We start from the raw sequence: 25,295 nt of genomic DNA, 5'->3' as shown, positions 1-25,295 counted from the left end.
CGCAGGCCGAGGTGACGAGCGGGTACAGATCCAAGCCAGGCTCCAATGCCAGAACGCCCCCGCATTCGCGAGGATGACAAGCAAGCGCGAAGCCACCGCGCCGGCCAATGCCCCCGCCCCTCAACGCAGCTGACTGTCCTTGCTGCCGCGCCGGTTATAGCCGGCAAACGCCTCGTCTTCGTCCTGCGCCTGCTGGCAGGCGATGCACAGCCTCACCCCGGGCACGGCCTTGCGCCGCGCCTCGGGAATCGGCGCATCGCATTCTTCGCAATGTTCCAGCCCCGGGCCGCTGGGCATGCGGCTGCGCGCACGCTTGATCGCGTCCTCGACGGTGGCATCAATCTGATCCTGAACGGCGGTATCACCCGCCCAACCGGTAGCCATGTCCTGCCTCCACGTACAGCAACACAGGCAAATTGCCGCCTCCGTGGACACAATTCAAGGGCTGGCGGCCAGACGTACAGCTGCCTGAACAGGATCCGCCAGCGGATGGCTACCCGCTCACTGCAGGCGCCGGCCCGCGCCAAACCGCGCGAGCACAGCGTTCACCACATCAGGTCGTCAGGCACCTGGAACTGGGCGTAGTAGGCGTCGTCCTCGGCATTGCCGGTGAAAATCGGCGTGTCCGCACTCTGGCCGTGGTCAAGCACGATCAGGCTGGCGTCACGCTCGCGTACTTTCTCCGCCGCCATGCGCGGCAGCAACTCGAAACTGTCACCGTGACGGGCGATCACCAGCGCGCCATTGGCCAGCTGGGTACGCAGCGCCTCGGTGACCAGCATCGTGCGGATCACTGCGCCGTCGTTGAAACGGTATTCCAGCTCACCGGCACGCGGCAGCTTGCGGTCGGCGATGATCTGCCGGGCCTGCGCGCGCAGCTCGTCGGCCCGGCGCTGGGCATTGCGCTCGGCGGCCAGTTGACGATCTTTCTCGGCCTTCTCGGCGCGGGCACGGTCGGCCTCGCGCTGGCTTTCGGTGGCGTTGACCGGACCTTTGCCGTGGCGCGCCTTGACCTGCTCACGCGCCACCTGCGAGACCTGCGATTTCTTCACCAGGCCAGCCTTGAGCAGCTGTTCCTGCAGTGGATTACCCTTTGCCATCGTCGTTGTTCATGGTTCTGTTGCCGAGGCTGCCATCATAGCGGCCTGCCCGGTCCCGCCCAAATGCCCATGCTTCCGCTGAAATACCTGAATGGCTATCCCGAACACCTGCAGCAGCGCGCCCGCGAGCTGCTGGACGCGGGCAAGCTGGGCGAAGCCGTCCGCAAGCGCTACGCCGAGCCCAATCCGGTGCGCAATGACCGCCAGCTCTACGACTACGTGCAGGCCATCAAGGAGCGGCACCTGCGCCAATCGGTGCCGCTGGGCAAGGTGCTGTATGACGGCAAGCTGCAGGTGGTGAAACACACGCTGGGCACGCACACCGCCATTTCGCGCAACCATGGCGGCAAGCTCAAGGCCAGCCGCGAGATCCGCATTGCCAGCGTGTTCCGCGAGGCACCGGCCGAGTTCCTGCGGATGATCGTGGTGCACGAGCTGGCGCATATCAAAGAGGCGGACCACAACAAGGCCTTCTACCAGCTGTGCCTGCACATGGAGCCGGATTACCACCAGCTGGAGTTCGACCTGCGCCTTTACCTGACCGCCTTGGAACATGAACCCGGCTGAGCCTGGCATCGCCGCCGTCCGCCCACAGCGCTACACTCCCCGCCCTTCGTAGAACCCATAGCCGCCATGACCACCCCGATCCGTCTCGACAAGCGCGTTGCCGCGCAGCTGCAGTGCTCGCGCTCGCAGGCCCAGCAGTACATCGAAGGCGGCTGGATCAGCGTCAACGGCGTGGTCGTGGAAACCCCGCAGACCATGGTCAGCGAGGAAGTGATCACCCTGGCCGCCGAAGGCAGTACCGAAGCCGCTGAAGCCGCCACCTTCCTGATCAACAAGCCGGCTGGCTGTACCGCCGAGCAGCTGTTCGCGCTGCTGGCCGACGACAACCGCTTTGCCGACGACGCCTCCGGCATCCGTTCGCTGCGCCGTCACTTCCAGCGCCTGGACTACCTGATGCCGCTGGACGATGCCGCCAGCGGCCTGGTCGTGCTGACCCAGGATTGGCGTGTGCGCCGCCACCTGCAGGAATCCGGCGGCAGCCTGGAACAGGAGTTCGTGGTCGAGGTCAGTGGCGAACCGACCCCGTGGGCGATGCCCAGGCTCACCCATGGGCTGGTCCATGAAGGCCGCAGCCTGCCGCAGGCCAAGATCAGCTGGCAAAGCGAACAGCGCCTGCGTTTTGCCATCAAGGACGTGCGCCCGGGCCAATTGCAGTTCATGTGCAGCCAGGTTGGCCTCGAGGCCGAACAGATTCGTCGCCTGCGCATCGGCCGCATCGGCCTGAGCAAGATGCCCGAAGGCCAGTGGCGCTACCTGTCAGCCGAGCAGAAGTTCTAGGCCAAGCCCAACCTTGGTTTTGTAGGAGCGGCGTAAGCCGCGAAGCTGGCAATGGCTCCGGTCAACACCAAACAAGGCATGCGGCGATCTGCAGTCGCAGGTAAACAGTGCACGGATGATGTATCGGCTTCGCGGCTTACGCCGCTCCTACAAACGCAAACCGCGCTCATAGCAGTCGGATCACCGCCGCTGCCGTCGCCCCCACAATCACCACCAGCAGAAACGGCAGCCGCAACATCAGGGCGACCGCCGCGGCCAGCAACGCGCCAATGCGCGCATCGAAGGCCAGCCCCTGCCCGGCCGACACGGTGTTCATCGCGGTCAACGAGGCCAGCAGACCTATCGTCAGGCAGCCTGCAACGCGGTTCATACGCGGCGATTCCAGCCAGCGCAGTGGCACCAGGTAGCCAGCGAACTTGATCGCCCACGCGGCAGCGCAGCCCAAGACGATCCACGCCCACAGCGTCATGGCGCCGACCCCTGCTCAACCTTGGTTGCGACGTCGACCTTGGGCGCGACATCAGGCTCCAGCCCCTCATCCGCCGGACCACGCCCAAACCAGCCCCAAACCGCGGCCACCGCCGCAGCCAGGAGAATCGGCACCCCGGGCGGCACCCACGGCAGCGCCAGCACCGTCACCAAGGCACAGACCACGGCAATCGCCACCGGCTCGCGTGAACGCAGTCGCGGCCACAGCAATCCCAGGAAGGCCGCCACAGCCGCACCATCCAAGCCCCACTGGCGCGGGTCACCCAATGCATCGCCAAGCAATGCGCCGAGCAGGGTGAACAGGTTCCAGCACAGGTAAACGCCCAGCCCCGCCACCCAGAAGCCGCGACGCTGTTCCTGCGGCTCCGTCTGGCTTGCGGCGGTAGCCGCTGATTCATCAATGGTGACCTGCGCCGCCAGCGGCCTCAGCCAGCCCCGCGGGCGCAACATGCGGTTGATCTGGGCGCCATACACCGCGTTGCGGATACCCAGCAAGGTGGCGGCACCGAACGCCGCCGCGCCTGCGCCGCCAGCACCAATCACGCCGATGAAGGCGAACTGCGAGCCACCGGTGAACATCAACAGGCTCAGCGCGGCGGTCTGCGCCACGCTGAAACCCGACGCCACCGCCAACGCACCAAACGAGATGCCATACAGACCGGTCGCAACCGCTATCGAAACGCCGATGCGTACCGCTGGCGTGATGCGCCCGGCCATGGCCATCAGGCGCGCCCGCGCGCCTGCTCGGCCGCCGCGACAAACACCACGTCGGTGGACGAGTTCAAGGCGGTTTCAGCCGAATCCTGCACCACGCCGACAACGAAACCGACGCCGACCACCTGCATGGCAACTTCATTGGAGATGCCGAACAGGCCACAGGCCAGCGGAATCAGCAGCAACGAACCGCCGGGCACGCCGGAGGCGCCGCAGGCGCCGATAGCCGCAACCACGCTGAGCAGCAGCGCGGTCGGCACATCCACCGCGTAGCCCAAGGTATTTACTGCGGCCAGGGTCAACACGGAAATAGTGATCGCCGCACCGGCCATGTTGATGGTCGCGCCTAGCGGCACCGCTACCGAATAAGTGTCCTCATGCAGGCCGAGCTTGCGGCACAGCTCCATGTTGACCGGAATATTGGCCGCCGACGAACGGGTGAAGAACGCGGTGATACCGCTCTCGCGCAGGCAGCGCAGCACCAGCGGATAGGGGTTGCGGCGGGTCACCACGGCCACTATCAGCGGATTGCCGACGAAGGCCATGAACAACATCGCGCCGATCAGCACCGCCAGCAGATGCAGGTAGTCCTTCAACGCGCCCAGACCGGACTCGGCCAACAACGAGGCAACGATGCCGAACACGCCCAACGGCGCCAGCTTGATCACCAACCGCACCACCCAGGTGATGGCATCGGAGAAGTCACTGACCAGGTTGCGCGTGGTCTGGCTGGCGTGGCGCAGGGCCAGGCCCAGACCCACCGCCCAAGCCAGCAAACCGATGTAGTTCGCGTTGAGCAGGGCGTGCACCGGGTTGTCGACGATCTGCATCAGCAAGGTCTTGAGCACCTCGCCTATGCCGCTCGGTGCGCTCATGGCACTTTCGACCGTCTTCAACGTCAACGTGCTGGGGAACAGGAAGCTGGCTGCCACGCCAACCATGGCCGCGGCCAGGGTGCCGATCATGTACAGCACCAGGATCATCCGGATATGGGTCTTCTGCCCTTGCTGATGGTTGGCGATGGAGGCCGTGACCAGCACCAGCACCAGGATCGGTGCAACCGCCTTCAGCGCGGAAATGAATACCGTCCCGAGCAGGCCAACGGCGGTGGCACCGGCAGGCCAGACCATCGCCAGCACGATGCCGGCGATCAGGCCGATGACAATCTGCAGCACCAGACTGGGCGCTCGGAAGGAGGAAGAACGTTCGATCATCACAGGGCTCGCGGCAAACGCAAACCCCGATTCTCGCCCAACGGGGGCGCTCCCCGCACCCCCGGAACGTCATGGAATCAGGACAAACTGCCGCCTGATCACGAACACCGCTAGGATGCGCCCATGGAAAACAAGCATCGCCCCAGACGCCTGCTGCGGTTCCTGGCCTATCTGCTGGCCTTTGTGCTGCTGTTGATAGGCAGCGGCCTGCTGCTGGGTGACCACCTCACCCCGAAGGCGGTCGGCGCGCCTTCGCAGACCCTGCCGCTGCAGCCACAACAAACCTTGATCGACCGCCAACTGCAACCGCTGCTGGCCGAACATCCGGGCAAAAGCGGCGCGGTTTACCTCTCCGACGGGCTCGAAGCCTACGCCGCACGCTCCATCATCACCCGCCAGGCCGGACGCAGCCTGGACCTGCAGTACTACATGTGGCACGACGACATGCTCGGCCACCTGCTTGCACATGACGTCTACCAGGCCGCCGACCGCGGCGTGCGCGTGCGTCTGTTGCTGGATGACATGAACGCCGCCGGCCTGGACCCACAGATGCTGGCGCTGGACAACCACCCCAACATCGAGATCCGCCTGTACAACCCCTTCCGCAACCGCGATGGCCTGTGGCGCCTGGTCGAAATGGTGCAGCGGGTTTTCAGCATCAACCACCGCATGCACAACAAGGCGTGGATCGCCGATGGCCGCGTCGCCATCGTCGGCGGCCGCAATATCGGCGCGGAATACTTCGATGCACGCCCGGACGTGAATTTCCGCGACCTCGACCTGCTGCTCGCCGGTCCGGTCGCCAGCGAAGCCAGCACGGTATTCGATGACTTCTGGAACAGCGACGCCGTGGTGCCGATTGCAGCCCTGCATTACAGCACCGACCAGCAGATGGCCAACTTCATCAGCCAGGCCGAGCTGGACGCCCGCCAACAGGAAGCCGAACCTTATCTGCAGCGCGTGCGAGCGCATTTCACCGATGCCTATCTAAGCAAGCAGCTGGACCTGCATTGGACCGATGGCGTGAGCATCCACTCCGATCCCCCTCGCAAGCCCGTTGGCGGCGACAGCAGCCAATGGCTGTTCACCCGGCTGGTCGAGGTACTGGGCAGCGCTGAACACAAATCACTGCTGATCTCGCCTTACTTCGTGCCCGGTGCGGTCGGCACCAAGGGCTTGATACAGCAGGCCGAGAACGGCGTGCAGGTCGGCATCATCACCAACTCGCTGGCGGCCAACGACGTAGCCGCCGTGCACAGCGGCTACATGCATTACCGCCGCCCGTTGCTGGCCGGCGGCGTGCAGCTGTACGAACTCAAGGCCCGTGGGCACATCGAGAAGGCATCCACCTTCGGCAGCAGTGGCGCCAGCCTGCACACCAAAGCCTTCGTGGTGGATGACCGCCGCGGCTTCGTCGGCTCGTTCAACCTCGACCCGCGCTCGGCCTACCTCAATACCGAAATGGGCGCGCTGTTCGATGACCCGGTGCTGGCCGCGCGGCTGCGCGAGGAATACCTGCGCCTGTCCAGTGCCGAGTTGAGTTACTGGGTGTACTTGAACAGGGACCACGAATTGCGTTGGCTGGATCGGGCCAGCACACCGCCGATCAGCCTGCGCACCGAACCGGACACCGGACTGATGCTACGCGCCAGCACCCAGATGATCAGCTGGCTGCCATTGGAGTCACAGCTCTAGCCTGCGCAGCCGGCATTTCGGGGCGGTATTTCATTGCCCCTCCGGATACAGACTCTGACCGCGCCGCATCCAGGCGCGGACAACCTCACTCCAATGCGCCGTCTGCCTGCGTCATCCGCTTCCACAACCACGCCGCCACATGTTCGGGCATCTGGCTGGCGAGCGCCGCATTGGCCTCCGCCTCGCTCATCAGACCCTGCGCATGCAGCATCGCCGCGCTGGCGGCCAGTTGCCCAACCTGCAACGAACGCGCCAAACCACCAGCAGCCGGCACATCCACCTGTTCCAGTGCCTGCACGATCGGCGCCGACAACTTCCAATGTCCGGCAATCCGCACCGCGGTCGGCGCGCTGCAGCGCTCCAGCACCTCCAACAAGGTACCCGGCTCACGCACCCGCAGCGGCGGCCGGGCCAGGACATCGGCGGCGGCCTGCATCGCCATCGCAGCGCTCAGGCCCAGCAGCAGGCCAGCCAACTGCGCAGCAAAGCCATCCTCGCGTTCCACGCTGCGCGCATGGTCGGCAGCGGCCAGCGATACCCGCAATGTGTAATCCCAGAGCAAGCGCGAAAACTCGGCATCAACGCCGCTGGCCGACTCCATGACCGGCTGCACCAACGCGGCGGAAATGATCTGACGGATGCCATCATTGCCTATCAGCGTCACCGCCCGCTCGATGCTTTGGATGTCCTGCCGCTGCAGGCGATACAGGGAACTGTTGGCGATACGCAGCAGCGTTGCCGCCAGTACCGCATCACTGCCGATGATGCGGGCGATGGAGCGAGACGAAGCAGCACTGTCATTCACGCTCTGGATCAGCTGCGGCAGCAGGTTTGGTCGGCGCGGCGTGTAGCGCGAGGACAGGTCCGCGCGGCTCAGCGCTGTAACCACATCATCCAGCACCGCACGCTGTACGCGCAGCGCATCGGCCGGCGTATCAGCGGCGCCCAGCGCGCTGAGCAGGAAGCGCCGCTGCAGATCATCCACGCTGACGGCGACCGCAGCGTCCTCGTCGGTTGTCGCGCTCAGCGTCGGCGACACACGAAACTGGCGTTGTGGGCGTGTCGCATCGCCACTGCTCCGCTGCCAGAGCCAGACCAGACCCCCGGCAAGCACTGCCGCAAAAACCGCCGAGATGATCACCATGACAAATACAGAAAGGTCCAAGCGGAGAGCTGCCAATCATATCGGCAGACACAGGGATTCCTTTAATTTTGTTCCGCAAGATCAGCACACACCTGGACCAAATCCCCCCGCCCCGGGAATGCCCCTGGGGAAACATGACGAAACCCAATGATTTCCAGATGGCATACAAACCGAGCATTCATTCAAACCAGAAAGCTCTCATGCAGCACACAAGCCCACATGGCATTCGACATCGAAATACTACGCACCTGCTACAGGCAATTCATCACCGCCTTCCACGGGCACAGGCAGGCGAATAAACCCCCAAAAGTTTCACCAACTAAACGATTTCGAATCTCGGCAAGCAATCAGCATGCGAGCACGCCATTTCACTCAATCAACAAGTCGCTCCGAATGCCGGATCTGTGAATAACAGCACACGCGAATGGCAGCTTTCCTGATTGCCAGCCCCTTTGACGCTGCTATGTTTGGTTGCAACTTCAAAAAATACTTTTAGTTTCAAACATAAAACCCCAACCTCACCAACCTTGAACGCAAAGGCGTCCATCAGAAAGCCATCTGCATAACCGAAGATACGTAACGAATGCATCTACACGGCCAAGGCGCCCGAAAAGGAGATCAGAAACTCTGCGATCGGTGCCACGTGCACTGAGCGCCAACGACCTCCGCGCAACACCAATCACACCGAGGCTGGCCCGGCAGCAAACCCCGAATCCGTCCCTGACGGCCGCCATGCTCCATATGACAACGCATGCCCTGTGCGGCGGGTGCAATCCCCTGCCGACATCGACGGCATCCGATATACCAGCGGTCAGCCCTTTCGTATCCCGCAGCGGGCGCACCTGTCCGCCATCGACGGCCTTGCCTACAACCCAAGGGAGGACACATATGTCGACACCCCAAGCAACAACAGCAAAAGAACCCAATCGCTACATGGTGCCGGCATTGGAGAGGGGCCTGAACATGTTGCTGCTGTTTGGACGGCAACGTGGCGAACTGAGCTTCACCCAGGTCTGCCAGCGCACCGGCATGCCCAAGGCATCGGTCTACCGCGCCGTACAGACGCTGGAACAGATGCGCTTCCTGGATCGCAACAGCGCAAGCGGTGGCTACAACCTCGGCATCAGCATTCTGCGACTGGGCTTTGACTACCTGTCATCGATGGACATCGTGCAGATCGGGCAACCCATCATTCAGCGGTTACGTGACATCACCAGCCACTCAGCCCAGCTGAGCGTGCTGGATGGACGCGAGGTCATCTATGTGGCCCACGCCAGCGCCATCGGCGAACTCCCTTCAGGCGTCAGCGTCGGCACACGTCGACCCGCACATTGCACTGCGACAGGCCGCGTGCTGTTGATGACGATGCCCGAGCAGGAACTGGGTGCGCTGTATCCGGAATCGGCATTTGCGCTCACCTCCGAACAGGGGCCAAAAACACCAAAGGAGCTGGTCGAGCTGCTGGGCAACGACAATGCACGCGGTCACGCCATCAGCGAATCGTTCTACCAACCCGGCGTCTCGACGGTGGCCTACCCGTTGCGTGACGGTGGCGGCAAGGTGCTGGCCTCGATCAGCATCATGGTCCCGCGCTCGGTATTGCCAGCAGATATGAAAGCGTCGCTGAGCGCACAGGTAGGAAAAGCCGCGCGCGAGATCGAAGGCTTCCTGCAGGCCTCATGAGCACGTTTCAGTACATTCCCGGGGCATCCGCTGATGCCGGGAACGTCGGCCGCCGCGACCCTGAGGGCCCGATGTTTCCAGCTCAGCCACAGGCGCGCTGCTGAGCTGGGAACATCAGCACAGACCAATCCGCCGGGGATGCCTCACTTCTTCTGCTTGTGCAGACGCACGCCCATCGGGCCTTGCAGCGAGCCATCCTCGTTGATGGTGAACTCCACCGACTGCGCTTCGCTGCCGGGCACTGCAACCTTCAAGGCATTGCCGTCACGGGTATAGCGGCTTTGCTGTGCCTTGCCCAGCGTTTCAACCGTGACCTTGCCGTCGGAGTCGAATGTGTAACTGACCATCCCCATGCCATCGTCCCAGGTGCCACTCAGGCCCTGGCTGCAGGCAGCCAGCAAGGTTGCCAACGCAACGATCAGCAACTTCTTCATCCACAACCCCCAATAAAAGCACAGACCGCCACGGCGGTGTATCCACAAGCATTCTGACACACGCGAAATCAGGCTAGTCTGTGGGCTTCCGCCATGGAGCCGATTGCAATGGGCCGCATCCTGATGTCGCTATGTCTGCTGGGTATGCTCATGGGCTGCAACAGCCTGCCTTCAACCACCAGCACGGCGCCGGCCAAGGGGCAGTTCGTCGCGCGGCAGCTCGATTTCGAGGGTCGTCAGTTCCACTACCAGGTGTTTGTGCCTGCCACTAGCGCCACACCACCCGGCCCGCGACCACTGGTGCTGTTCCTGCATGGCTCCGGTGAGCGTGGCGACGACGGACTCAAGCCTACCTTGGCCGGGATTGGCCCCTGGCTCACCCAGAACATGGACACCTTCCCGGCCCTGGTGGTGTTCCCCCAGGTGCCGGAGGACGAAGAATGGCGCGGACGCAACGCGCGCATGGCGCTGGCGGTCCTGGAGGCGGCCAGCAAGGAGTTCACTGCCGATCCACAGCGTATCTATCTGACGGGTATCTCGATGGGCGGCTATGGCAGCTGGGAACTGGCCCTGACCCGGCCGGACCAATTCGCCGCACTGGTGCCGATCTGCGGCGCGCTGCGAGCACCGCGTGCCGACCGACCCGGACTGGTGGTGGACCAGGTAGCCAATGTCGCCGCCCCCTATCAAAGCGTCGTCAGCCGCCTGCGCCATGTACCCACCTGGATATTCCATGGCGCCCTCGATGGACTGGTGCCGACCACCGATGATCGCGCGATCGTTGCCGCCAGCCGGCAGATGGATGCAGGCTTCCGTTACACCGAGTACCCGGACGTCCAGCACAACGCCTGGGATGCCACCTATCGCAACCCCGCGATGTGGGAATGGATGTGGAGCCAGAAGCGCCCCTGACAGCGGCGCCAATACCGCATGCAACTGGAACCGGGAACGACCCCGCCCGCATCGTTTGCAGCCTCGGCGGACGATGCGACAGCCTTCGGCTGCAAGAGCGATGCGATAGCGTGATCACAATCACGCATCCATCCCTGATGCCTACACCTGCCCTGCACGGCGGGAATTGGACAGTGGGGGGCCACTGCACAGCCCCCGCCTTGGGTTCCACGCGTACTTTCCAACCTTACCGGGTTCGTGCCATAACAGCGCCACGCCGCCCACGGCCGCCATTCGGGCTTGGCTGCCCTCTGCACAACGCCACAACGGAAACCGGAGACTGAGGCTTGGCAACTACTGCATCGGCGGCGCAGCACACCTTGGCGCGTACCCGTGGCCTGCATTCCCGCCTGCACCTGCTGATCCTTGCGACCCTGCTGCCATTGCTGGTGATCGGCGCCTTCGCCGTCTGGAACGCCGCCCGCGATTACCGCCACAGCTCCGAACAACGCCTGCAGGAAACCGCCATCGCCCTTGCCCGTGGTGTTGACCAGGGTATCGAGGACAACATCAACCAGCTGCGTCTGCTGTCCTCGCTCGCACCACAGCTGCAGGAAACAGCCCCTGAGCTGCAGGCATGGGCACGCGCCAACCCGGATATCCGCTTGATCCAGGATGACAGCGAGCAGGCCCGCACGTTGCCATCAGGCCTGCTGTACGACGCACGCCGCGAAGGCAGGGCGCAGGTCTCGGATCTGTTCACCAACGCCATCACCAACACCCCGGAAGTCACCATTGCCCTGCCCTTCGGTGATACCGGTGGCACCCGTGTCCTGACCATGGTGCAGCCCTCCAATCGCCTGATCGCCAGCATCATGGGCAGCGGCAACGACCAGCAGCTGCTGGCTGCGGTCGTCGATAACAATGGCGTCATTGCCGCTCGGTCGCTTTCGCCGGAACGTTACATCGGCAAGCAAGTGCCTGACTGGCAGACGCTGCAGCGCAGCAGCGGTCAACACGGGCTGATCGATGCCAGCAGCAAGGAAGGCACGCCGGTGATCTTCGCCTTCCACAGATTGCAGGCTGCACCGGGATGGACGCTGGTGGTGGGAGAACCACAACAGAGCTTCCAGGCCCGCTGGCTACAACCGCTGCTCGGGATCATTCTCGGTGGCATCGTCGCAGCCGTGATCGCCCTGCTTTGGGCCAACGCCATCGCCCGCAGCATCCTGCTGCCGATCCGCGCCCTGGTCCAGCGCAGTCATGGCGTCGTCGACAATCTCGCCCCCCTGCCCGATCCACACCCGTCCAACATCCGCGAAGTGCGCAGCCTGCAGAGCAGCCTCAACGGCACTGTCGATGCATTGAAGAAGAGCGCCGATGAAGCGCGCGCCCTGGCCCGTGACCTCAAGGCCAGCGAGCAGCGTTACCGCGCCGTTGCCGAGGCCGGCGCTCTGGTGCTGTGGCAATCCGATCGCAATGGAACGGTGCTTTCGGCCACCGGTTGGCGCGAGCTGACCGGCCAACCTGATGACCATGCGCTCGGCAAGGGCTGGCTGCGCCGTGTCAACGAAGACGACCTGCCACAGATAGAAATCGCATTGGAGCAGAGTTTCACCGCCACCAAAGCGGCCTCGCTGGACGTGGAGTTCCGGGTACTGGATCTGTACGGGAAGTGGCGCTGGTTACGCGCGCGCGGTGCCCGCATCGGCCACAGCCTGAGCAGTTGGGCCGGCGTGCTGGAGGACGTGGACGCGCGACGGCAGGCGCAGGCTCGCATTGCCTACCTTGCCCAGCACGATCCGCTGACCGCATTGCCAAATCGCACCATGCTGTTCGAGAAGCTCGACCAGGCCTTGATCGCCGCCCGTCGTGGACACAACAGCGCCTTGTTGCTGCTCGACCTGGACCGCTTCAAGGACGTCAACGACAGCCTCGGCCACCCCACCGGCGACCGCCTGCTGCAGGAAGTCGCCCAGCGCATCCTCGGCTGCGTACGCGGCAATGACCTGGTCGCGCGACTGGGGGGCGACGAGTTTGCCATCCTGATGGCATCGGAAAGCCGCATGCCTGAAGCCGCCGCCACGCTGGCTGCGCGGTTGGTGGAAGAACTGGGCCGCAGTGTCGAACTGGAGAACCACCAGTTCGCCATCAGCACCAGCATCGGCATCGTCCTGATCGACAACCAGGCCAACGCTGCCGACACCTTGATGCGCAACGCCGATCTGGCCCTGTACCGGGCCAAGGACGAGGGCCGCAGCTGCTACCGTTTCTTCGAGGCGGAAATGGATACGCGCATGCAGCGTCGCCGGCAGCTGGAGACCGAACTGCGCGCGGCCCTGCAGCAACAGCAGTTTGAGCTGCACTACCAGCCGCTGGTGGACCTGCGCCTGCGCCAGGTCGCCGGTTTTGAAGCGCTGCTGCGCTGGAATCACCCGCAACGTGGCCTGCTTGAACCCAGTGAGTTCCTCGCCTTGGCTGAAGACATCGGCATGATGCTGCCGCTGGGCGCGTGGGTGCTGCGCCAGGCCGCCCGGGATGCCAGCCAGTGGCCGGAGCAGATGAAGATCGCGGTGAACCTGTCGGTATCGCAGCTGGCCCAGCCCGATCTGGCGGAAGGCGTCGAGCAGGTATTGGCAGAAACCGGGCTGGCGCCGGCACGGCTGGAACTGGAGATCACCGAGAACGCACTGATCACCAACATCGAGGCCGCGTCTGCACAGCTACTGCAACTGAAGAAGGCCGGCGTATCGATCGTGATGGACGACTTCGGCACCGGCTACTCCTCGCTCGGCTACCTGCGCGCGTTCCCGTTCGACAAGGTCAAGATCGACAAGTCCTTCGTCCGCGACCTGGGTGAACAAAGCCAGGGCAGCGCCATCATCGGCGCTGTATCGCACCTGTGCGAAAAGCTGGGCATCAGCACCACCATCGAAGGTGTCGAAACCCAGGCGCAACTGGACCAGCTGAAGGAAGAGCACTGTGCCGAGGGCCAGGGCTATGTGTTTGGACGACCAATGCCGTTGGCAAAGGTGGAGGACTTCATTCTCCAGTGGCCGGCACGCTGGAACCCGGCCACCTAGCCGCCAACGCTTGCAAGGCCGCAGCCCGGGTATGCACAACGTACCCGGACCTGTTGCCGGTCAGTCTGGAAAAACGGCAGGTTTCTGCTGCCGGGTGTGTTTCACTTGCCCGGGCAATATTGACGCGACTACCAAAGCGTCGATCCGGCCGGGTCCGGGTATGACCCGGCCGCACCCAAACCGGCCGGACGACGCCTGACCTCAGTTGACCCCGCGGATTGCCAGGGTCAAGGCCAGCACGCTGAGGATCACGGCGATGGTGCCGTCCAGAATGCGCCAGGTGGAGGGCTTGGTGAACAACGGCGCCAGCATCCGCGCACCCAGGCCCTGCACCGTCAGCCACACACCGCTGGCGGTCACCACGCCGATGGCGAACGCCATGCGCGACTCGCCGAAGTTGTCGGCAATCGAACCAATGACCATCATGTCCAGCCAGAAATGCGGGTTGATGATCGAGAAACCAGCCGCCGCCATCAAGGCTGCACGCAACGACTGCTCGCCGTTGTCATCCAGCTTCATGCCACCGCCACCGGCCACCGCACGCCGCGCCGACTGCGCCGCATACCAGGTCAGGAAGGCAACACCGCCCCACAGCAGGACGGTGGTCAGCCACGGCAGCTGAGCGGTCAGCTGCCGCAGGCCGGCCACGCTGGCCATGATGAACACCGCATCGATGGCGAAACAGGTGGCAATGATCGGAATCACGTGCTGGCGCATGATCCCCTGGCGCAGGATGAACGCACTCTGCGCGCCGACGATGGCGAACAGACCGATACCGATACCGGCACCACTGAGCCAGGCACTGCCGGCAGCTTGGGCGGAAATAACCGAAAACATGAGGAAAAACCTTGCTACTTGGGGGAAGGACGCAGCGGGAGAACCCACCGGTACGTCCGGACGCGGTAATTGTCGCAATGCAGCAAGGAAAAGTAGAACTAAACTTCGTTAACCATCATTAGCAGAACTTAATATGCGCATCGATCATGCCCAGTTGCGGGCACTGGCCGCCGTCATCCGCGAAGGCAGCTTCGAACGCGCGGCGCTGTCGCTGAACGTCACCGCCTCGGCGGTATCGCAGCGGATCAAGGCGCTGGAGGACAGGGTCGGCAAACTGCTGATCAAGCGCACCATTCCCACCGAGGCAACAGCGGAGGGCCAGGTGCTGGTACAGCTGGCCGAACAGACCGCGCTGCTCGAGCGCGACGCCTTCGAGCGCATCGGCCTCAGCGACGCCGAGCTGCCACGCGCCAGCATCCCGGTGGCGGTCAACCACGACAGCATGGAAACCTGGTTCCCGGAGGCGGTGCAGAACTTCTCCCATAGCACCTCCACCACCCTGGACCTGCATACCGAAGACCAGGACCACACCGTTGCCCTGCTGCGCCAGGGTGCGGTGATGGGGGCGGTCACCACCTTGTCCGAGCCGGTGCAGGGCTGCCAGATCCATGCGCTGGGCAGCATGCGCTACGCCGCCACCTGCACCCCCGAATTCCATGCCAGGCATTTCGCCAAGGGCGTGACCGCACAGGCGCTGGCGCAGGCACCGGTGTTGGTATTCAACCGCAAGGACGACATGCAGGCCCGCTATGCACGCCGTCTGGCCGGGGTCGAACAGCCGCACAATGCGCCGACCTGGTGGATCCCCTCCACCCGCGCCTTCGTCCACGCCAACCTCGGCGGACTGGGCTGGACCATGAACCCGCTGCCACTGGTGCGCCGGCACCTGGAGAGCGGGCGCTTGGTCTACGTCAAGGCGCGCGCCTGGGAAGACGTGCCGTTGTACTGGCAGCACTGGAAGGGCGAGGTCAAAACCATGGCCTTGCTGACCCGCGCCATCCTGCAGGCCTCGGCCATGCTGATACGCAAGCGCAGATAACGCGGGGCCTGTGCTGCACTGCAAGTTTCCCTAAAGGACACTGCCTGCCCCGGCGGCCCGGGCGGATCCTGCATGGATCAACCCGCACACCTACCGGAGCCGCCAGATGTCGAGCAAGCGATCTGTCCCCGTCATTTCCTCGTGGCTGCTCAGCGCCTTGGCCGCGCCGTTGGCGGGCGCCATGCTGATGCTGGCACCCACCAGCGCCAAGGCCCTGGAGTGCGGCAGCAACAACGGTTACACCTGCACCGGCACGGCGAACCAATACGCTGGCGGGTTCAATCCCGGTGTCGGCCAGGGCGGCTTTGGCGGCGGCAGCTGTACCGCCAGCAAGACTCCGGTGGTGTTCATTCACGGCAATGGCGACAGCGCCATCAGTTTCGACATGCCAGCCGGCGCAGTCGCCGGCTACAGCACCCCGCCGCGCTCGATCTACGCCGAACTGAAGGCTGCCGGCTACAACGACTGCGAACTGTTCGGCATCACCTACCTCAGCGCCAGCGAGCGCGCGGCGCCACAGTACAACTACCACGCACCGGCCACCTATCAGACGATCAAGACCTTCATCGACAAGGTCAAGGCCTATACCGGCAAGAGCCAGGTCGACATCGTGACCCACTCGTTGGGCGCGACCATGGCCCTGGCCTCGATCAAGTACAACGCCAACCAAGGCAGCGTGCGCCGCTTCATCAACATCGCTGGCGGGTTGCGCGGCCTGCAGACCTGCCGCAGCACCGGTTATCAGTCGACCCTGGCGCCCACCTGCAACGCCGAGGCCTATGTCTTCCCGTACAACTACTACACCTTCGGCCTGTACCCGAGCACCGGCGTTGCCTATTACGGTTACAACCGCTGGACCGCCAGCGGCAGCGGCAGCCTGCGCACGTTCCCGGCCACGTACACCGGCATCCGTTTCTACACCATCACCGCCGGCTCGCGTGACCAGGTGCATTGCTTCACCACCAGCTACAGCGGCGGCTGCGCCGATGGCGCACTGTTCAACAGCGCCACCAATGTCTACGCGCAGGTCGACATCGGCGCAGGCAGCAGCGCCTACAGCTTCGACTGGGATTGGAGCGACGGCAGCCCGTACAACTTCGGTGGCGGCGACACCAGCAGCGGCGTCGGCCATTTCCGCTCGAAGAACAATGCCGGCCTGATCGTGCGCAACATGCTCACCAGCGACTGCACTAGCACTTGCGCAGCCGGCTACAGCGGCGTGTACGGCCCTGCAGTCAATCGCTGAACCACGCTCTCAATCGAAGGACATCGATACGCCGACGCCGCCTTGCCAATCGGTGGTGTCGGCATCCAGCCCGCGCAGGAACGATGCATCCAGTTGCACGTGCGGGCCCACCATCCACGTCACACCGGCACCGGCCGCACGCATGTACTGCGCGCCGGTGCCATAGCCGGCTTCGACATAGGCCGACAACTGCGGCCGCAAGGCGAAACCATAGCTGGGCGAGAACAACCAGCCATTGCCACCATCGCCCCATTGCCGGTCGATGTAGAACGCCAGGCTGCTGTCGCGCGGCAGCGCCCATGCCACCGTCACGCCCAGGTCGTAGGCGTGCCCCGCATCACCCAGCGGCGCCCTGCCCCAAGGCAGGCTGGCCCCTGCTTTGAAAGCCATTGATAGCTGTTCGTTGGCCAGCGCTGGTGCCCACTTGAGTGCCGCGCTGCCGTCGCCGCCACCGCTGTCCTGCACACGAATACCGGGGCCGCGCTGCCGCAGCCCGCTCCAGCTATCTGCGCCGAGCTGCAACTCCAGCGTATCGGCAAGCCCGACGCGCAACAGCGTGTCTGCGGTCCATGTGGTGGTGGTCAGGTCATCACTGCGATCGCGGCTGGCATCGGGCAAGCCCTGCTCCCAGACAACGACGCGCTTGCCGACCGTACTGGTGGAAAAGCCGATGCCAGGACGGTCGAATTCCGGCGCGTCTTCGGCCAGGGCCTGGGCGCTGGCCAGGGCGAGCACTGCAAGCAGCAGGGGCGAGGTTCTCATGCCCGCCATGTTCCATACGTGGCTGGGTGGCGATGTGAAAGATCATGGGCGCTACCGGCATGCGCAGAAGGTGCAACGGTGCGCGATGGCCCGGGAAGCTCTTGCAGCGCGTGCCTCCCGGGTGCACTTCGCTTGCCCGGGCTACGGATGTTCCGGGGACGCCACTTTGGCTGGTGGTGAGGCCACAAATGAAAAGCCCACCCGCTTGCGTCGGGTGGGCTTTCAGCAAATCTGCCGAGCCAAGACCTCAGCGATGCGCGAGCGCGTAATCCACGGCGCCAATCACCGCCGCCACCTGGGCGTCATTGCACTGCTGCGGGGTCGCCTTGGCACTGTCCGGATAGACTTCGGTGGTGGTCGTGTAGCGCGCACCGCTGACGCTGGCGCACAGGCCGAGGGCCTTGAGCGGGTACTCGATCACGCCTTCGGCCACCACCTTGGAACCGATGATCTCACCGCGCTCGTCGGCCGGGGCAAGATGGGTCACCTTGGCCACTTCGGCATTCACCGCCTGCTGGAACTGCGGCTGGCGGTTCTCGGTGTCATCCACCAGATAGAAGCCGTCAGGAATCTCGCCCGGCTCGAACGGCTTGCCGTCGCGCGCGGCCAGCGCCGGACGGAACTCGGTTTCGTCGGTGTCGGTGGTTTCGTGCAGGTCGATATGCATCAGCACACGCCCCTGCACGGGGGCGACCAAGGCAATCAGCGCCGCCGATTCCTGTGCCGGGCTGTTATCCACGAAAGAGCGATTCGGGTCCAGCGCCAAGGCATTCCAGCGCTGGATACGCTCATACCCCCACGGACTGACGCAGGGGGCGACCAGCAGGTTGCAGCGGCCTGCATAGCTGTCCGCATGCTGGTCGACGAACTGCAGCGCGCCCTGCACACCACTGGTCTCATAGCCGTGTACGCCACCGGTGACCAACATCACCGGCAAGGCCTCGTCCCAGTTCTGGCTGCGGATCGCGAACAGCGGGTAGCGGCCCGACGGGTAATCCAGCTCGCCGTATTGCGTCACCTCAAACCGATCACGCAGCGCGTCGATCTTGACCAGCACTTCTTCGGCATAGCAGCGCTGCACTTTCTGCTGGGCCAGCCACTGTGCGCGCTCCGGTGCGCCCCAGGCCTGGCCAGGGGTACCAATGGGATAGAAAGCGGCATCAATGCTCATGCGCAGGTCTCTTCAATACGGATGTTGGCGCGCACTTTACACCGTAGGAGCGGCGTAAGCCGCGAAGCTGGAACAAGCTCAGGTTGCATGAATGTCCTGCATCCCAGCAATGTCAGCTTCGCGGCATACGCCGCTCCCACAACAGAAACCGAGAGTTTGCTGCAAAACCGATCGGTATCAATCAGGCCTTGTTCTCGAGCAGACGGGCGATGTCCTCATCCTTCTGCAACCACAAGCCGTTCATCCATTGCTGGAACTGGGCTCGGAAGTTGCGGTCTTCCTGGTAGTTGCGGCCGATGAACTCGGCGGGGATCGGCAGCTTGCGCACCAGCACCTTCACCTCCGGCAGGCGGTTGGCCATCAGGTCCATCATCGAAGGAATGCCCTTCGGATAGACAATGGTCACGTCCAGCAAGGCATGCAGGCCCTTGCCCATCGCGTCCAGCACGAAGGCCACACCGCCGGACTTTGGCTTGAGCAGGTGCTTGAACGGCGAGGTCTGCGCGGCGTGCTTGGCAGCCGTGAAGCGGGTGCCTTCGACGAAGTTCATCACCGACACCGGAATGCTGGCGAACTTCTCGCAGGCCTTGCGCGTCACTTCCATGTCGCGCCGCCCCAGCTCCGGGTTCTTGGCGATCTGCTTGCGGCTGTAGCGGCCCATGAAGGGGAAATCCAGCGCCCACCAAGCCAGGCCCAGCACCGGCACCCAGAACAGTGAGCGCTTCAGGAAGAAGCGCAGCAGCGGGATGCGACGGTTGAATACTTTCTGTAGCACCAGGATGTCGACCCAGCTCTGGTGGTTGGCCAGCACCAGGTAATGCCCATCGCGCTCCAGGCCCTCGGTACCACTGACCGTAAACCGGGTCGCGGTGAACGCATGGATCATTGCACTGTTCACCGCGATCCAGCTTTCAGCCAGCCCGGTCAGCAGCGGATTGCAGGCGCGGCGCACCGACTTCAGCGGCAGTACCGCCTTGAACAACGCCACCACGAACAACGGCAGGCAATGGGCCAGCGTATTGACCACGATCAACGGAAAAATCAGAGCTACACGCAACCACACCATGGAGTAACCGCGGGGAGCAACCCCAGAACCCAAAGAAGCACAGGGTAGCAAAACCGTCGCGTCAGGTTTCATCTCGAACGGCTGGCAGGACCCGGCAACATCGCGCAATGCCCGGCAATCACCGCCATTTCCGGCCGCTGGAAGTTGCCGGTCCCGCACCGCTCGATGCCTTGGAGTCCGCCTCCAGCAACGGCATCCGGTGGACTGCCACGGTTGGAAATGCCCCAGACCCAGATGCCTGCAACGGCCGGCGGCGGATCGGCTGCCCCCTGCCGAAGCCGCATGCGCTTGCGGAAGTGCGGATCGATGGCGGTCCCGTCCCAAGCGCCGTCAACGCCGTGGCGAGTGCCTGACAGGAGGGCTTGGCAGCTGCCAGGCTTGGCCGCCCGGCGCATCGGTCAGCACGCCAGCGAATCGGACGGGGCAGGCAGCCGTGCCATTTGCTCCGCGCATTCAGGATTTATCCGTCATCAACGGTCAGTCGCCTCCCCTGTCCTTGGAGTAGCTGCGTGCCGATCAGAGTGGGTCGCGCCCCGACATACGCAGTAATCTGGACGCGGCATAATCCCAGCCTTCGTATTTGTCGTATTGCCCATGCCCTTCAAGTTGCCGCCGCTCGGCGAAGTCCTGGATCTGCTACCCGACGCAGTGTGCATGGTTGCCCCCGATGGCGAGCTGCTGATGGTCAATGCTGCTTTCGAGACTATCTTCGGTTACACCCCTGCAGAGGCCAAAGGCCGACAGATCATGGATCTGGTACATCCGGAAGACCGCGCCGCCACCGAGCAGTCGGCACTGGACGTGATGGAAGGCCGGCCACGCTCCAACTTCCGCAACCGCTACATCCGCAAGGACGGCAGCGTGGTCGACATCCAATGGTCGGCCAAATGGCTGCCGGAATACGGCATCCGCATCGGCGTCGGCCATGAGGTAACCGCCCTGCGTGGGATCGAACGACAGCTGGAGCACCTGGCCAGCCATGACACATTGACCGGCCTGCCCAACCGCTACCACCTGCGGCGCGAGCTGGAAGCGGCACTGGAGCGTGCGGGGCGTGATGGCAGCGGGCTGGCACTGCTCTACATCGACCTGGATGGCTTCAAGGCCGCCAACGACCGCTACGGGCATGAGGCCGGTGATCGTCTGCTGCGTGATGCCGCCCGCCAGCTGCGCGACGGCCTGCGGCAGAACGACCTGATCGCCCGCGTCGGCGGCGACGAATTCGTTGCCGTGCTGCCGGCCTGCGCCAGCCCCAGCGACGCCCTGAATATCGCCACAGCCCTGCGTGCGCGGCTGGCCTTGCTGCAGAGCCTGGGCAGCGACACGCCACAGATAGACGCCAGCGTGGGCGTGGCCTGCTTCCCCGCCGACGGCAATGACGCCGATGCCCTGCTGCGCCATGCCGATGCCGCCATGTATGCCGCCAAGGCGAAGAAACGCCTTGCCAACTCTGCCGCGGATCGCGCCTCCAACCCGATTTCCTGATCCAGGCCGTTCTTCCAGGACCGACGCAGTGTGCGTGGAGCAGCGATGACATCGGCATCCCAACGGCCATCCGGCGGGGGATGACGAACCGGCTTGCAGCATGAACGCAACGTTCCCGGAACCCAAACTGTGCATGGAATGGGTTCCAGCTGCATACGTGACTGGACGCTACTCGACTGACTGGATCCGGACCCCGCCGCTGGAGGCCCGACCTCCCAACGCAATGATCTCATCAGCATCCAGCCCGGCGACCCTGTCCTTCACCCTGGCAATACCAAAGCGTTGCAATTCCGGATCGCCCACCACCTCGTGGGCAGAATTCACACCCTCCAGATTGATCTGAAGCATGGCGACCAGGAGCTTCTGCTTTTTCGCAGCACTGACTGACTCGACCATCCGTTCCCAACTGGACTCCGCCGCCGCATCGGAAGACGCGTCCAATCGAATGGCTTCCTTGGCCACGCCGCTACCTGCAACCAGGACGCCGGTGATGAGAACAGCAAAAAATCGACTTTTCAAAATGATCTTCCATGAAGTTGATATCGCTCCGATTCTGCATCACGCCGTTACTTCCAGGGCATTTCGCCCTTGGCCACCTTGGCACTGAGTTCCAACGATGCTTCACCTGGCAGGCCCGGATAGCGCTGCTTCATCGCCGCAATCAGCGCGCCCGAATCCTTGGCTTTTGCCGCTTCCTCATCGAAGGCGCGGATGTAGTTGGCGGTGAACTCAACCGCTGCCAGGTCCTGTGGCGCACCTTCGGCATAGTGACCGGGAATCACCCGCGCCGGCGCCAGGTCCTTGATCTGCTGCAGCGCGGCCAGCCAATCCTGACGCGACTGCGGCGTCTGCGTGTCGGCCATGAACACGTGCGAACCGGCATCCACCAGCACACCGCCCATCACCGTACTGATCGATGGCACCCACAAGGCCGTGCGCTGCGGGCTGGCGCCGTCCAGGCCGATCACCTTCAACTCCTGCCCCTCCAACTGCAGGCTGTTGCCCTGCAGGGGGGAAGGCACCAGCAACTGTTTGGGCGCATTGGCGCCCAGCTGTGGCCCCCAGATCTTCAGCTTCTCATCCTTGCTGGCCTGGATATGCGCGATGGTTTGCGGAGTAGCCAGGATCTGCGCATCGGGGAATGCAGCATGCAAGGTCTCCAGGCCGAAGTAGTAGTCCGGATCACCGTGGCTGATGTAGATCGTGGTCAGCTTCTTGCCTGACGCCTTGATCTTCTCCACCAGCTTGGCCGCATCGCCGGTGGAGAACTGCGCATCGACCAGCACCGCATCGCTGGCACCGGTCAGCAGCTCCGAGGACACCGCAAAGATGGCGTCCGCGCCGGGATTGAACACTTCCACCTTCAAGGGTTGCTGGGTGCCTTGCGATGACGGGTCCGTGGCCGGCGTCGTCGCCGGGGGGGCTGCGGTGGTCGCGCCACCTGGCGTTGCTGGCTTCCCGCAGCCAGTCGTTGCCAGCGCGATCGCCACCACCAATGTCATGTACTTCAAACCTTTGTCGTTCATTGCGCTGCTCCAGCAAGCCATGGATGAAAACCGCCACGCACGATACCGCCAACACTCAAAGCACGAACGCGCATTGCGGACGATGCTGGCAATACCGCTGTTATCCGCACGTTAAAGCGCGCAACTGCCGGTCGCATCCCGTACCCGCCTGCGCAGCATATGGCACGCATGCGATCATCCATCCTCCCAATACCACTGCCCGCAATGACTTCCGAACAGCCTGATCTAGAAAGCATCCACAACCGGGCCTACCTCGCCGTCGATGATGGCGAACTGCAGAGCGCCACCCGGGATTTCGACCTGTTGTTGCAGCACCATCCGGACAACCCGTTCTATCACTACATGCGCGGGCTGGTATTGAAGTACCAGATGGAATGGGCCGGTTCCTTGCGTGACAACCTGCAGGCAATCGCGTTGGCGGAAGAGTTCAGCCAGGCCCAGCACTGGAACGCGGCCATCGCGGCGACCGGCCTTGGCCAATGGACGACAGTGCGCGAACTATGGGCCGCCTGCGATATCACCCTGCCCGAAGGGGATGGCCCCATCGACGGCAACTTCGGCGTCGCCGTGGTGCGTTTGAATCCCTGGAGCACCGGCGAAACGGTGTTCATGCGCCGCATCGACCCGGTGCGCGCACGCATCCTCAACGTGCCACTGCCGGAAAGCGGCCACCGCTTCGGTGACATCGTGCTGCACGACGGCGCCCCCACCGGCGCACGCTTCGATGGCGAGCGCGAGGTGCATGTATTCAACGAACTGGAGCGACTGGAACCGTCAGGGTTCCAGACCTTCGTGGTGTTCGTGCGCGCGGACAGCGTCGACGACATCGACGCGTTGCTGCGCGCCAGCGCCCCCGGCATTGGCTATGCCGAGGATTGGACCCGCAGCATCCGCCATTACTGCCTGCGTTGCAGTTACAGCGCGCCGCACAGCCATGCCGCGAAGCCGGATGAAGACACGGCATGGCAGCGTGAGCGCAACCTCGGCGTTGCGGCACAGAGCCGGCTATCCGTCGAGAAGCTGTTGAAGGATTGGGTTGCCGGCGGCAGCGGCCGTCATCTGGACGCAATCGAAACCCGCGAGTGTCCGCAGCCGGTGCGCGAGGACGGCCATGCCTGGTGGTTGTCGCCCGAGGATGAGGATGACGACGAGGACGCGCAGGGCGACGAAGAAGAGTAAGGCCGGTGCAAGGACGACGTGCGCGCACCGCGCCACGTCGTCGTGCGCATCACGCCCCGCTCAGCACGGGCGCCAGCAGACGGAAGGTCCCGGCGTCGGCGTCCATCTCGACCTTGCCGCCGACCGGCACGATGAACTGCTCCTTGATGTGGCCGATCATCGCGCCGCGGTAGGCCGAAATCTTCAAAGGCAGGATGTAGTCATCGAAGATCTGGTCCAGGGTCAAGGACCCATAGCCGTCACCCGGCGAACAATCGGTGCACTCACCGAAGATGAAGCCGTTGATCTTGTCCAGCGCGCCCATCAGCTTCAAGGTGCTGAACATGCGGTCGATGCGATACGGCGCTTCGGCCACGTCCTCCAGGAACAGGATCTTGCCCGTGAAATCCGGCAGATAAGGCGAGCCGGCCAGTGCAGTGAGCACGGTCAGGTTGCCGCCGATCAACTCTCCTTCCGCCTTGCCACCGCGGATGGTCAGCGTACGGTTGTCGCGCGGCACCAGTTCGTCATCGCTCTCGCTGCGGTTCTGGTACTGCATCAGCTCGCGCTTGAAGAACAGCCGATCGAACTGATCGACGTTGAAGCGATTCCAGCTGCCTGCGCCGATCTGGCCGTGGAAGGTCACGAGCCCGGTCTTGGCCTGGATCGCGCAATGCAGCGCGGTAATGTCCGAATAGCCGAGCAACACCTTGGGATTGGCGCGGATCCGGTCGTAGTCGAGCAGCGGTAACAGCCGTGCGGCGCCAGAACCACCGCGCACACAGATGATGGCCTTGACCTGCTTGTCGCCGAACATGGCATTGAGATCGCCGGCGCGTTCGGCATCGGTGCCAGCCAGATGGCCATGACGCGCGGCGTAATGCGCGCCGGTCTTGACCACAAAGCCCAGTGCTTCCATCGCCTCGCGCGCCAACTGCAGGCTCAGCCGCTCGCTGCTGGCCGAGGACGGGCTGACCAGCCCCACCGTGTCGCCTTTGTTGAGCCCGGCTGCCAGCAGCTGCCCGCGCGCGGCCGCCAATGCGCCCTGCATGCCGATCAGCGGCAAGGCCGCCGCCAATGCCGTACCGCCAATGAAACGACGTCGATCCATGTTGCTACCTGTTACCGGGATGTCGCCCCAAGAGTAGCAGCGCGCCGCAGCGCCTGTAGAGCCGAGCCATGCTCGGCTGGGGCTCTACCGGTAAGGCCCCGGC

The 25,295-nt window shown here is 63.9% G+C and carries 25 protein-coding genes; 10 read left to right on the top strand and 15 right to left on the bottom strand.

What is annotated here, in order from left to right:
* Positions 1-120: 120 nt before the first annotated feature.
* Together QMX78_RS00125 and QMX78_RS00120 are read right to left on the bottom strand one after the other, a co-directional pair.
* Positions 121-384, bottom strand: a complete 264-nt coding sequence (locus QMX78_RS00125; protein WP_282265397.1) for a DksA/TraR family C4-type zinc finger protein — start codon at positions 382-384, stop codon at positions 121-123.
* Positions 385-545: 161 nt separating this feature from the next.
* Positions 546-1,100 carry a DUF2058 domain-containing protein gene (locus tag QMX78_RS00120; RefSeq protein WP_282265395.1) on the bottom strand — a complete coding sequence of 185 codons (555 nt, stop codon included), beginning with the start codon at positions 1,098-1,100 and terminating at the stop codon, positions 546-548.
* Between the two features lie 69 nt (positions 1,101-1,169).
* Between QMX78_RS00120 and QMX78_RS00115 the strand changes: the two genes are divergently transcribed.
* The gene (locus tag QMX78_RS00115; RefSeq protein ID WP_282265394.1) at positions 1,170-1,667 is read left to right on the top strand and encodes a YgjP-like metallopeptidase domain-containing protein; all 498 of its coding nucleotides are present in this window, start codon (positions 1,170-1,172) and stop codon (positions 1,665-1,667) included.
* 66 nt (positions 1,668-1,733) lie between these two features.
* Positions 1,734-2,444, top strand: a complete 711-nt coding sequence (locus QMX78_RS00110) for an rRNA pseudouridine synthase (protein WP_282265393.1) — start codon at positions 1,734-1,736, stop codon at positions 2,442-2,444.
* A gap of 166 nt (positions 2,445-2,610) precedes the next feature.
* On the opposite strand, the gene QMX78_RS00105 is transcribed toward QMX78_RS00110, so the two are convergent.
* From QMX78_RS00105 to sstT, 3 genes are read right to left on the bottom strand one after another with little or no spacing between them, the layout of a single operon-like run.
* Entirely contained in the window at positions 2,611-2,913 is a 303-nt protein-coding gene (locus tag QMX78_RS00105; protein ID WP_282265392.1) for an AzlD domain-containing protein, read from the bottom strand.
* Complete coding sequence (locus tag QMX78_RS00100) at positions 2,910-3,656, bottom strand: AzlC family ABC transporter permease (protein ID WP_282265391.1); 747 nt, start codon at positions 3,654-3,656, stop codon at positions 2,910-2,912. The genes QMX78_RS00105 and QMX78_RS00100 overlap by 4 nt, the downstream gene beginning before the upstream one ends.
* On the bottom strand, positions 3,656-4,861 hold the full coding sequence (sstT, locus tag QMX78_RS00095) for a serine/threonine transporter SstT (RefSeq protein ID WP_282265388.1): 1,206 nt from the start codon (positions 4,859-4,861) through the stop codon (positions 3,656-3,658). The genes QMX78_RS00100 and sstT overlap by 1 nt, the downstream gene beginning before the upstream one ends.
* A gap of 123 nt (positions 4,862-4,984) precedes the next feature.
* Between sstT and QMX78_RS00090 the strand changes: the two genes are divergently transcribed.
* Positions 4,985-6,556, top strand: coding sequence for a phospholipase D family protein (locus QMX78_RS00090; protein WP_282265386.1), 1,572 nt, complete (start codon positions 4,985-4,987; stop codon positions 6,554-6,556).
* A gap of 85 nt (positions 6,557-6,641) precedes the next feature.
* Here QMX78_RS00090 and QMX78_RS00085 read toward each other — a convergent pair whose 3' ends face one another.
* Together QMX78_RS00085 and QMX78_RS00080 are read right to left on the bottom strand one after the other, a co-directional pair.
* Entirely contained in the window at positions 6,642-7,700 is a 1,059-nt protein-coding gene (locus tag QMX78_RS00085) for an HDOD domain-containing protein (RefSeq protein ID WP_282265384.1), read from the bottom strand.
* A gap of 376 nt (positions 7,701-8,076) precedes the next feature.
* Positions 8,077-8,289, bottom strand: coding sequence for a hypothetical protein (locus tag QMX78_RS00080; RefSeq protein WP_282265382.1), 213 nt, complete (start codon positions 8,287-8,289; stop codon positions 8,077-8,079).
* A 143-nt stretch (positions 8,290-8,432) separates the two neighbouring features.
* On the opposite strand from QMX78_RS00080, the gene QMX78_RS00075 reads away from it, so the two are divergent.
* The gene (locus tag QMX78_RS00075) at positions 8,433-9,383 is read left to right on the top strand and encodes an IclR family transcriptional regulator (RefSeq protein ID WP_343239131.1); all 951 of its coding nucleotides are present in this window, start codon (positions 8,433-8,435) and stop codon (positions 9,381-9,383) included.
* 143 nt (positions 9,384-9,526) lie between these two features.
* Here the strand turns inward: QMX78_RS00075 and QMX78_RS00070 are convergent, their stop codons facing one another.
* Complete coding sequence (locus QMX78_RS00070; protein ID WP_282265380.1) at positions 9,527-9,817, bottom strand: DUF5640 domain-containing protein; 291 nt, start codon at positions 9,815-9,817, stop codon at positions 9,527-9,529.
* A 144-nt stretch (positions 9,818-9,961) separates the two neighbouring features.
* On the opposite strand from QMX78_RS00070, the gene QMX78_RS00065 reads away from it, so the two are divergent.
* Positions 9,962-10,729: a prolyl oligopeptidase family serine peptidase gene (locus QMX78_RS00065; RefSeq protein ID WP_282265493.1), complete on the top strand. Its 768-nt coding sequence runs from the start codon at positions 9,962-9,964 to the stop codon at positions 10,727-10,729.
* Positions 10,730-11,055: 326 nt separating this feature from the next.
* Positions 11,056-13,791: an EAL domain-containing protein gene (locus QMX78_RS00060; RefSeq protein WP_282265378.1), complete on the top strand. Its 2,736-nt coding sequence runs from the start codon at positions 11,056-11,058 to the stop codon at positions 13,789-13,791.
* 201 nt (positions 13,792-13,992) lie between these two features.
* Here QMX78_RS00060 and QMX78_RS00055 read toward each other — a convergent pair whose 3' ends face one another.
* Entirely contained in the window at positions 13,993-14,628 is a 636-nt protein-coding gene (locus QMX78_RS00055; protein ID WP_282265376.1) for a LysE family transporter, read from the bottom strand.
* A gap of 133 nt (positions 14,629-14,761) precedes the next feature.
* Between QMX78_RS00055 and QMX78_RS00050 the strand changes: the two genes are divergently transcribed.
* Together QMX78_RS00050 and QMX78_RS00045 are read left to right on the top strand one after the other, a co-directional pair.
* A complete protein-coding gene (locus tag QMX78_RS00050; RefSeq protein WP_282265371.1) occupies positions 14,762-15,667 on the top strand; it encodes a LysR family transcriptional regulator ArgP in 906 nt (301 codons plus the stop codon).
* Between the two features lie 106 nt (positions 15,668-15,773).
* On the top strand, positions 15,774-16,913 hold the full coding sequence (locus QMX78_RS00045; protein ID WP_282265369.1) for a hypothetical protein: 1,140 nt from the start codon (positions 15,774-15,776) through the stop codon (positions 16,911-16,913).
* A gap of 9 nt (positions 16,914-16,922) precedes the next feature.
* Here the strand turns inward: QMX78_RS00045 and QMX78_RS00040 are convergent, their stop codons facing one another.
* The 3 genes from QMX78_RS00040 to QMX78_RS00030 form a co-directional block, all read right to left on the bottom strand.
* Complete coding sequence (locus QMX78_RS00040; protein WP_282265367.1) at positions 16,923-17,675, bottom strand: transporter; 753 nt, start codon at positions 17,673-17,675, stop codon at positions 16,923-16,925.
* Between the two features lie 247 nt (positions 17,676-17,922).
* Positions 17,923-18,846, bottom strand: coding sequence for a M14 family metallocarboxypeptidase (locus QMX78_RS00035; protein WP_282265365.1), 924 nt, complete (start codon positions 18,844-18,846; stop codon positions 17,923-17,925).
* A 181-nt stretch (positions 18,847-19,027) separates the two neighbouring features.
* Positions 19,028-19,912, bottom strand: coding sequence for an acyltransferase (locus QMX78_RS00030; RefSeq protein WP_282265362.1), 885 nt, complete (start codon positions 19,910-19,912; stop codon positions 19,028-19,030).
* 594 nt (positions 19,913-20,506) lie between these two features.
* On the opposite strand from QMX78_RS00030, the gene QMX78_RS00025 reads away from it, so the two are divergent.
* Positions 20,507-21,397 carry a sensor domain-containing diguanylate cyclase gene (locus tag QMX78_RS00025; RefSeq protein WP_282265360.1) on the top strand — a complete coding sequence of 297 codons (891 nt, stop codon included), beginning with the start codon at positions 20,507-20,509 and terminating at the stop codon, positions 21,395-21,397.
* A 168-nt stretch (positions 21,398-21,565) separates the two neighbouring features.
* Here QMX78_RS00025 and QMX78_RS00020 read toward each other — a convergent pair whose 3' ends face one another.
* Positions 21,566-21,916 carry a hypothetical protein gene (locus QMX78_RS00020; RefSeq protein WP_282265358.1) on the bottom strand — a complete coding sequence of 117 codons (351 nt, stop codon included), beginning with the start codon at positions 21,914-21,916 and terminating at the stop codon, positions 21,566-21,568.
* A 47-nt stretch (positions 21,917-21,963) separates the two neighbouring features.
* The gene (locus QMX78_RS00015) at positions 21,964-22,923 is read right to left on the bottom strand and encodes an MBL fold metallo-hydrolase (protein WP_282265356.1); all 960 of its coding nucleotides are present in this window, start codon (positions 22,921-22,923) and stop codon (positions 21,964-21,966) included.
* A gap of 204 nt (positions 22,924-23,127) precedes the next feature.
* Here QMX78_RS00015 and QMX78_RS00010 point away from each other — a divergent pair, with 204 nt between their 5' ends.
* The gene (locus QMX78_RS00010; protein ID WP_282265354.1) at positions 23,128-24,102 is read left to right on the top strand and encodes a hypothetical protein; all 975 of its coding nucleotides are present in this window, start codon (positions 23,128-23,130) and stop codon (positions 24,100-24,102) included.
* Between the two features lie 49 nt (positions 24,103-24,151).
* Here QMX78_RS00010 and QMX78_RS00005 read toward each other — a convergent pair whose 3' ends face one another.
* Positions 24,152-25,192, bottom strand: coding sequence for an LD-carboxypeptidase (locus QMX78_RS00005; RefSeq protein ID WP_282265352.1), 1,041 nt, complete (start codon positions 25,190-25,192; stop codon positions 24,152-24,154).
* Between the last annotated feature and the right edge of the window lie 103 nt (positions 25,193-25,295).

Origin of the sequence: Stenotrophomonas sp. PS02298 (assembly GCF_029959445.1) — a bacterium.
GTDB lineage: Bacteria > Pseudomonadota > Gammaproteobacteria > Xanthomonadales > Xanthomonadaceae > Stenotrophomonas.
Note: the sequence above shows the minus strand (reverse complement) of the source record. Positions and strands in the feature narration are given on the sequence as shown.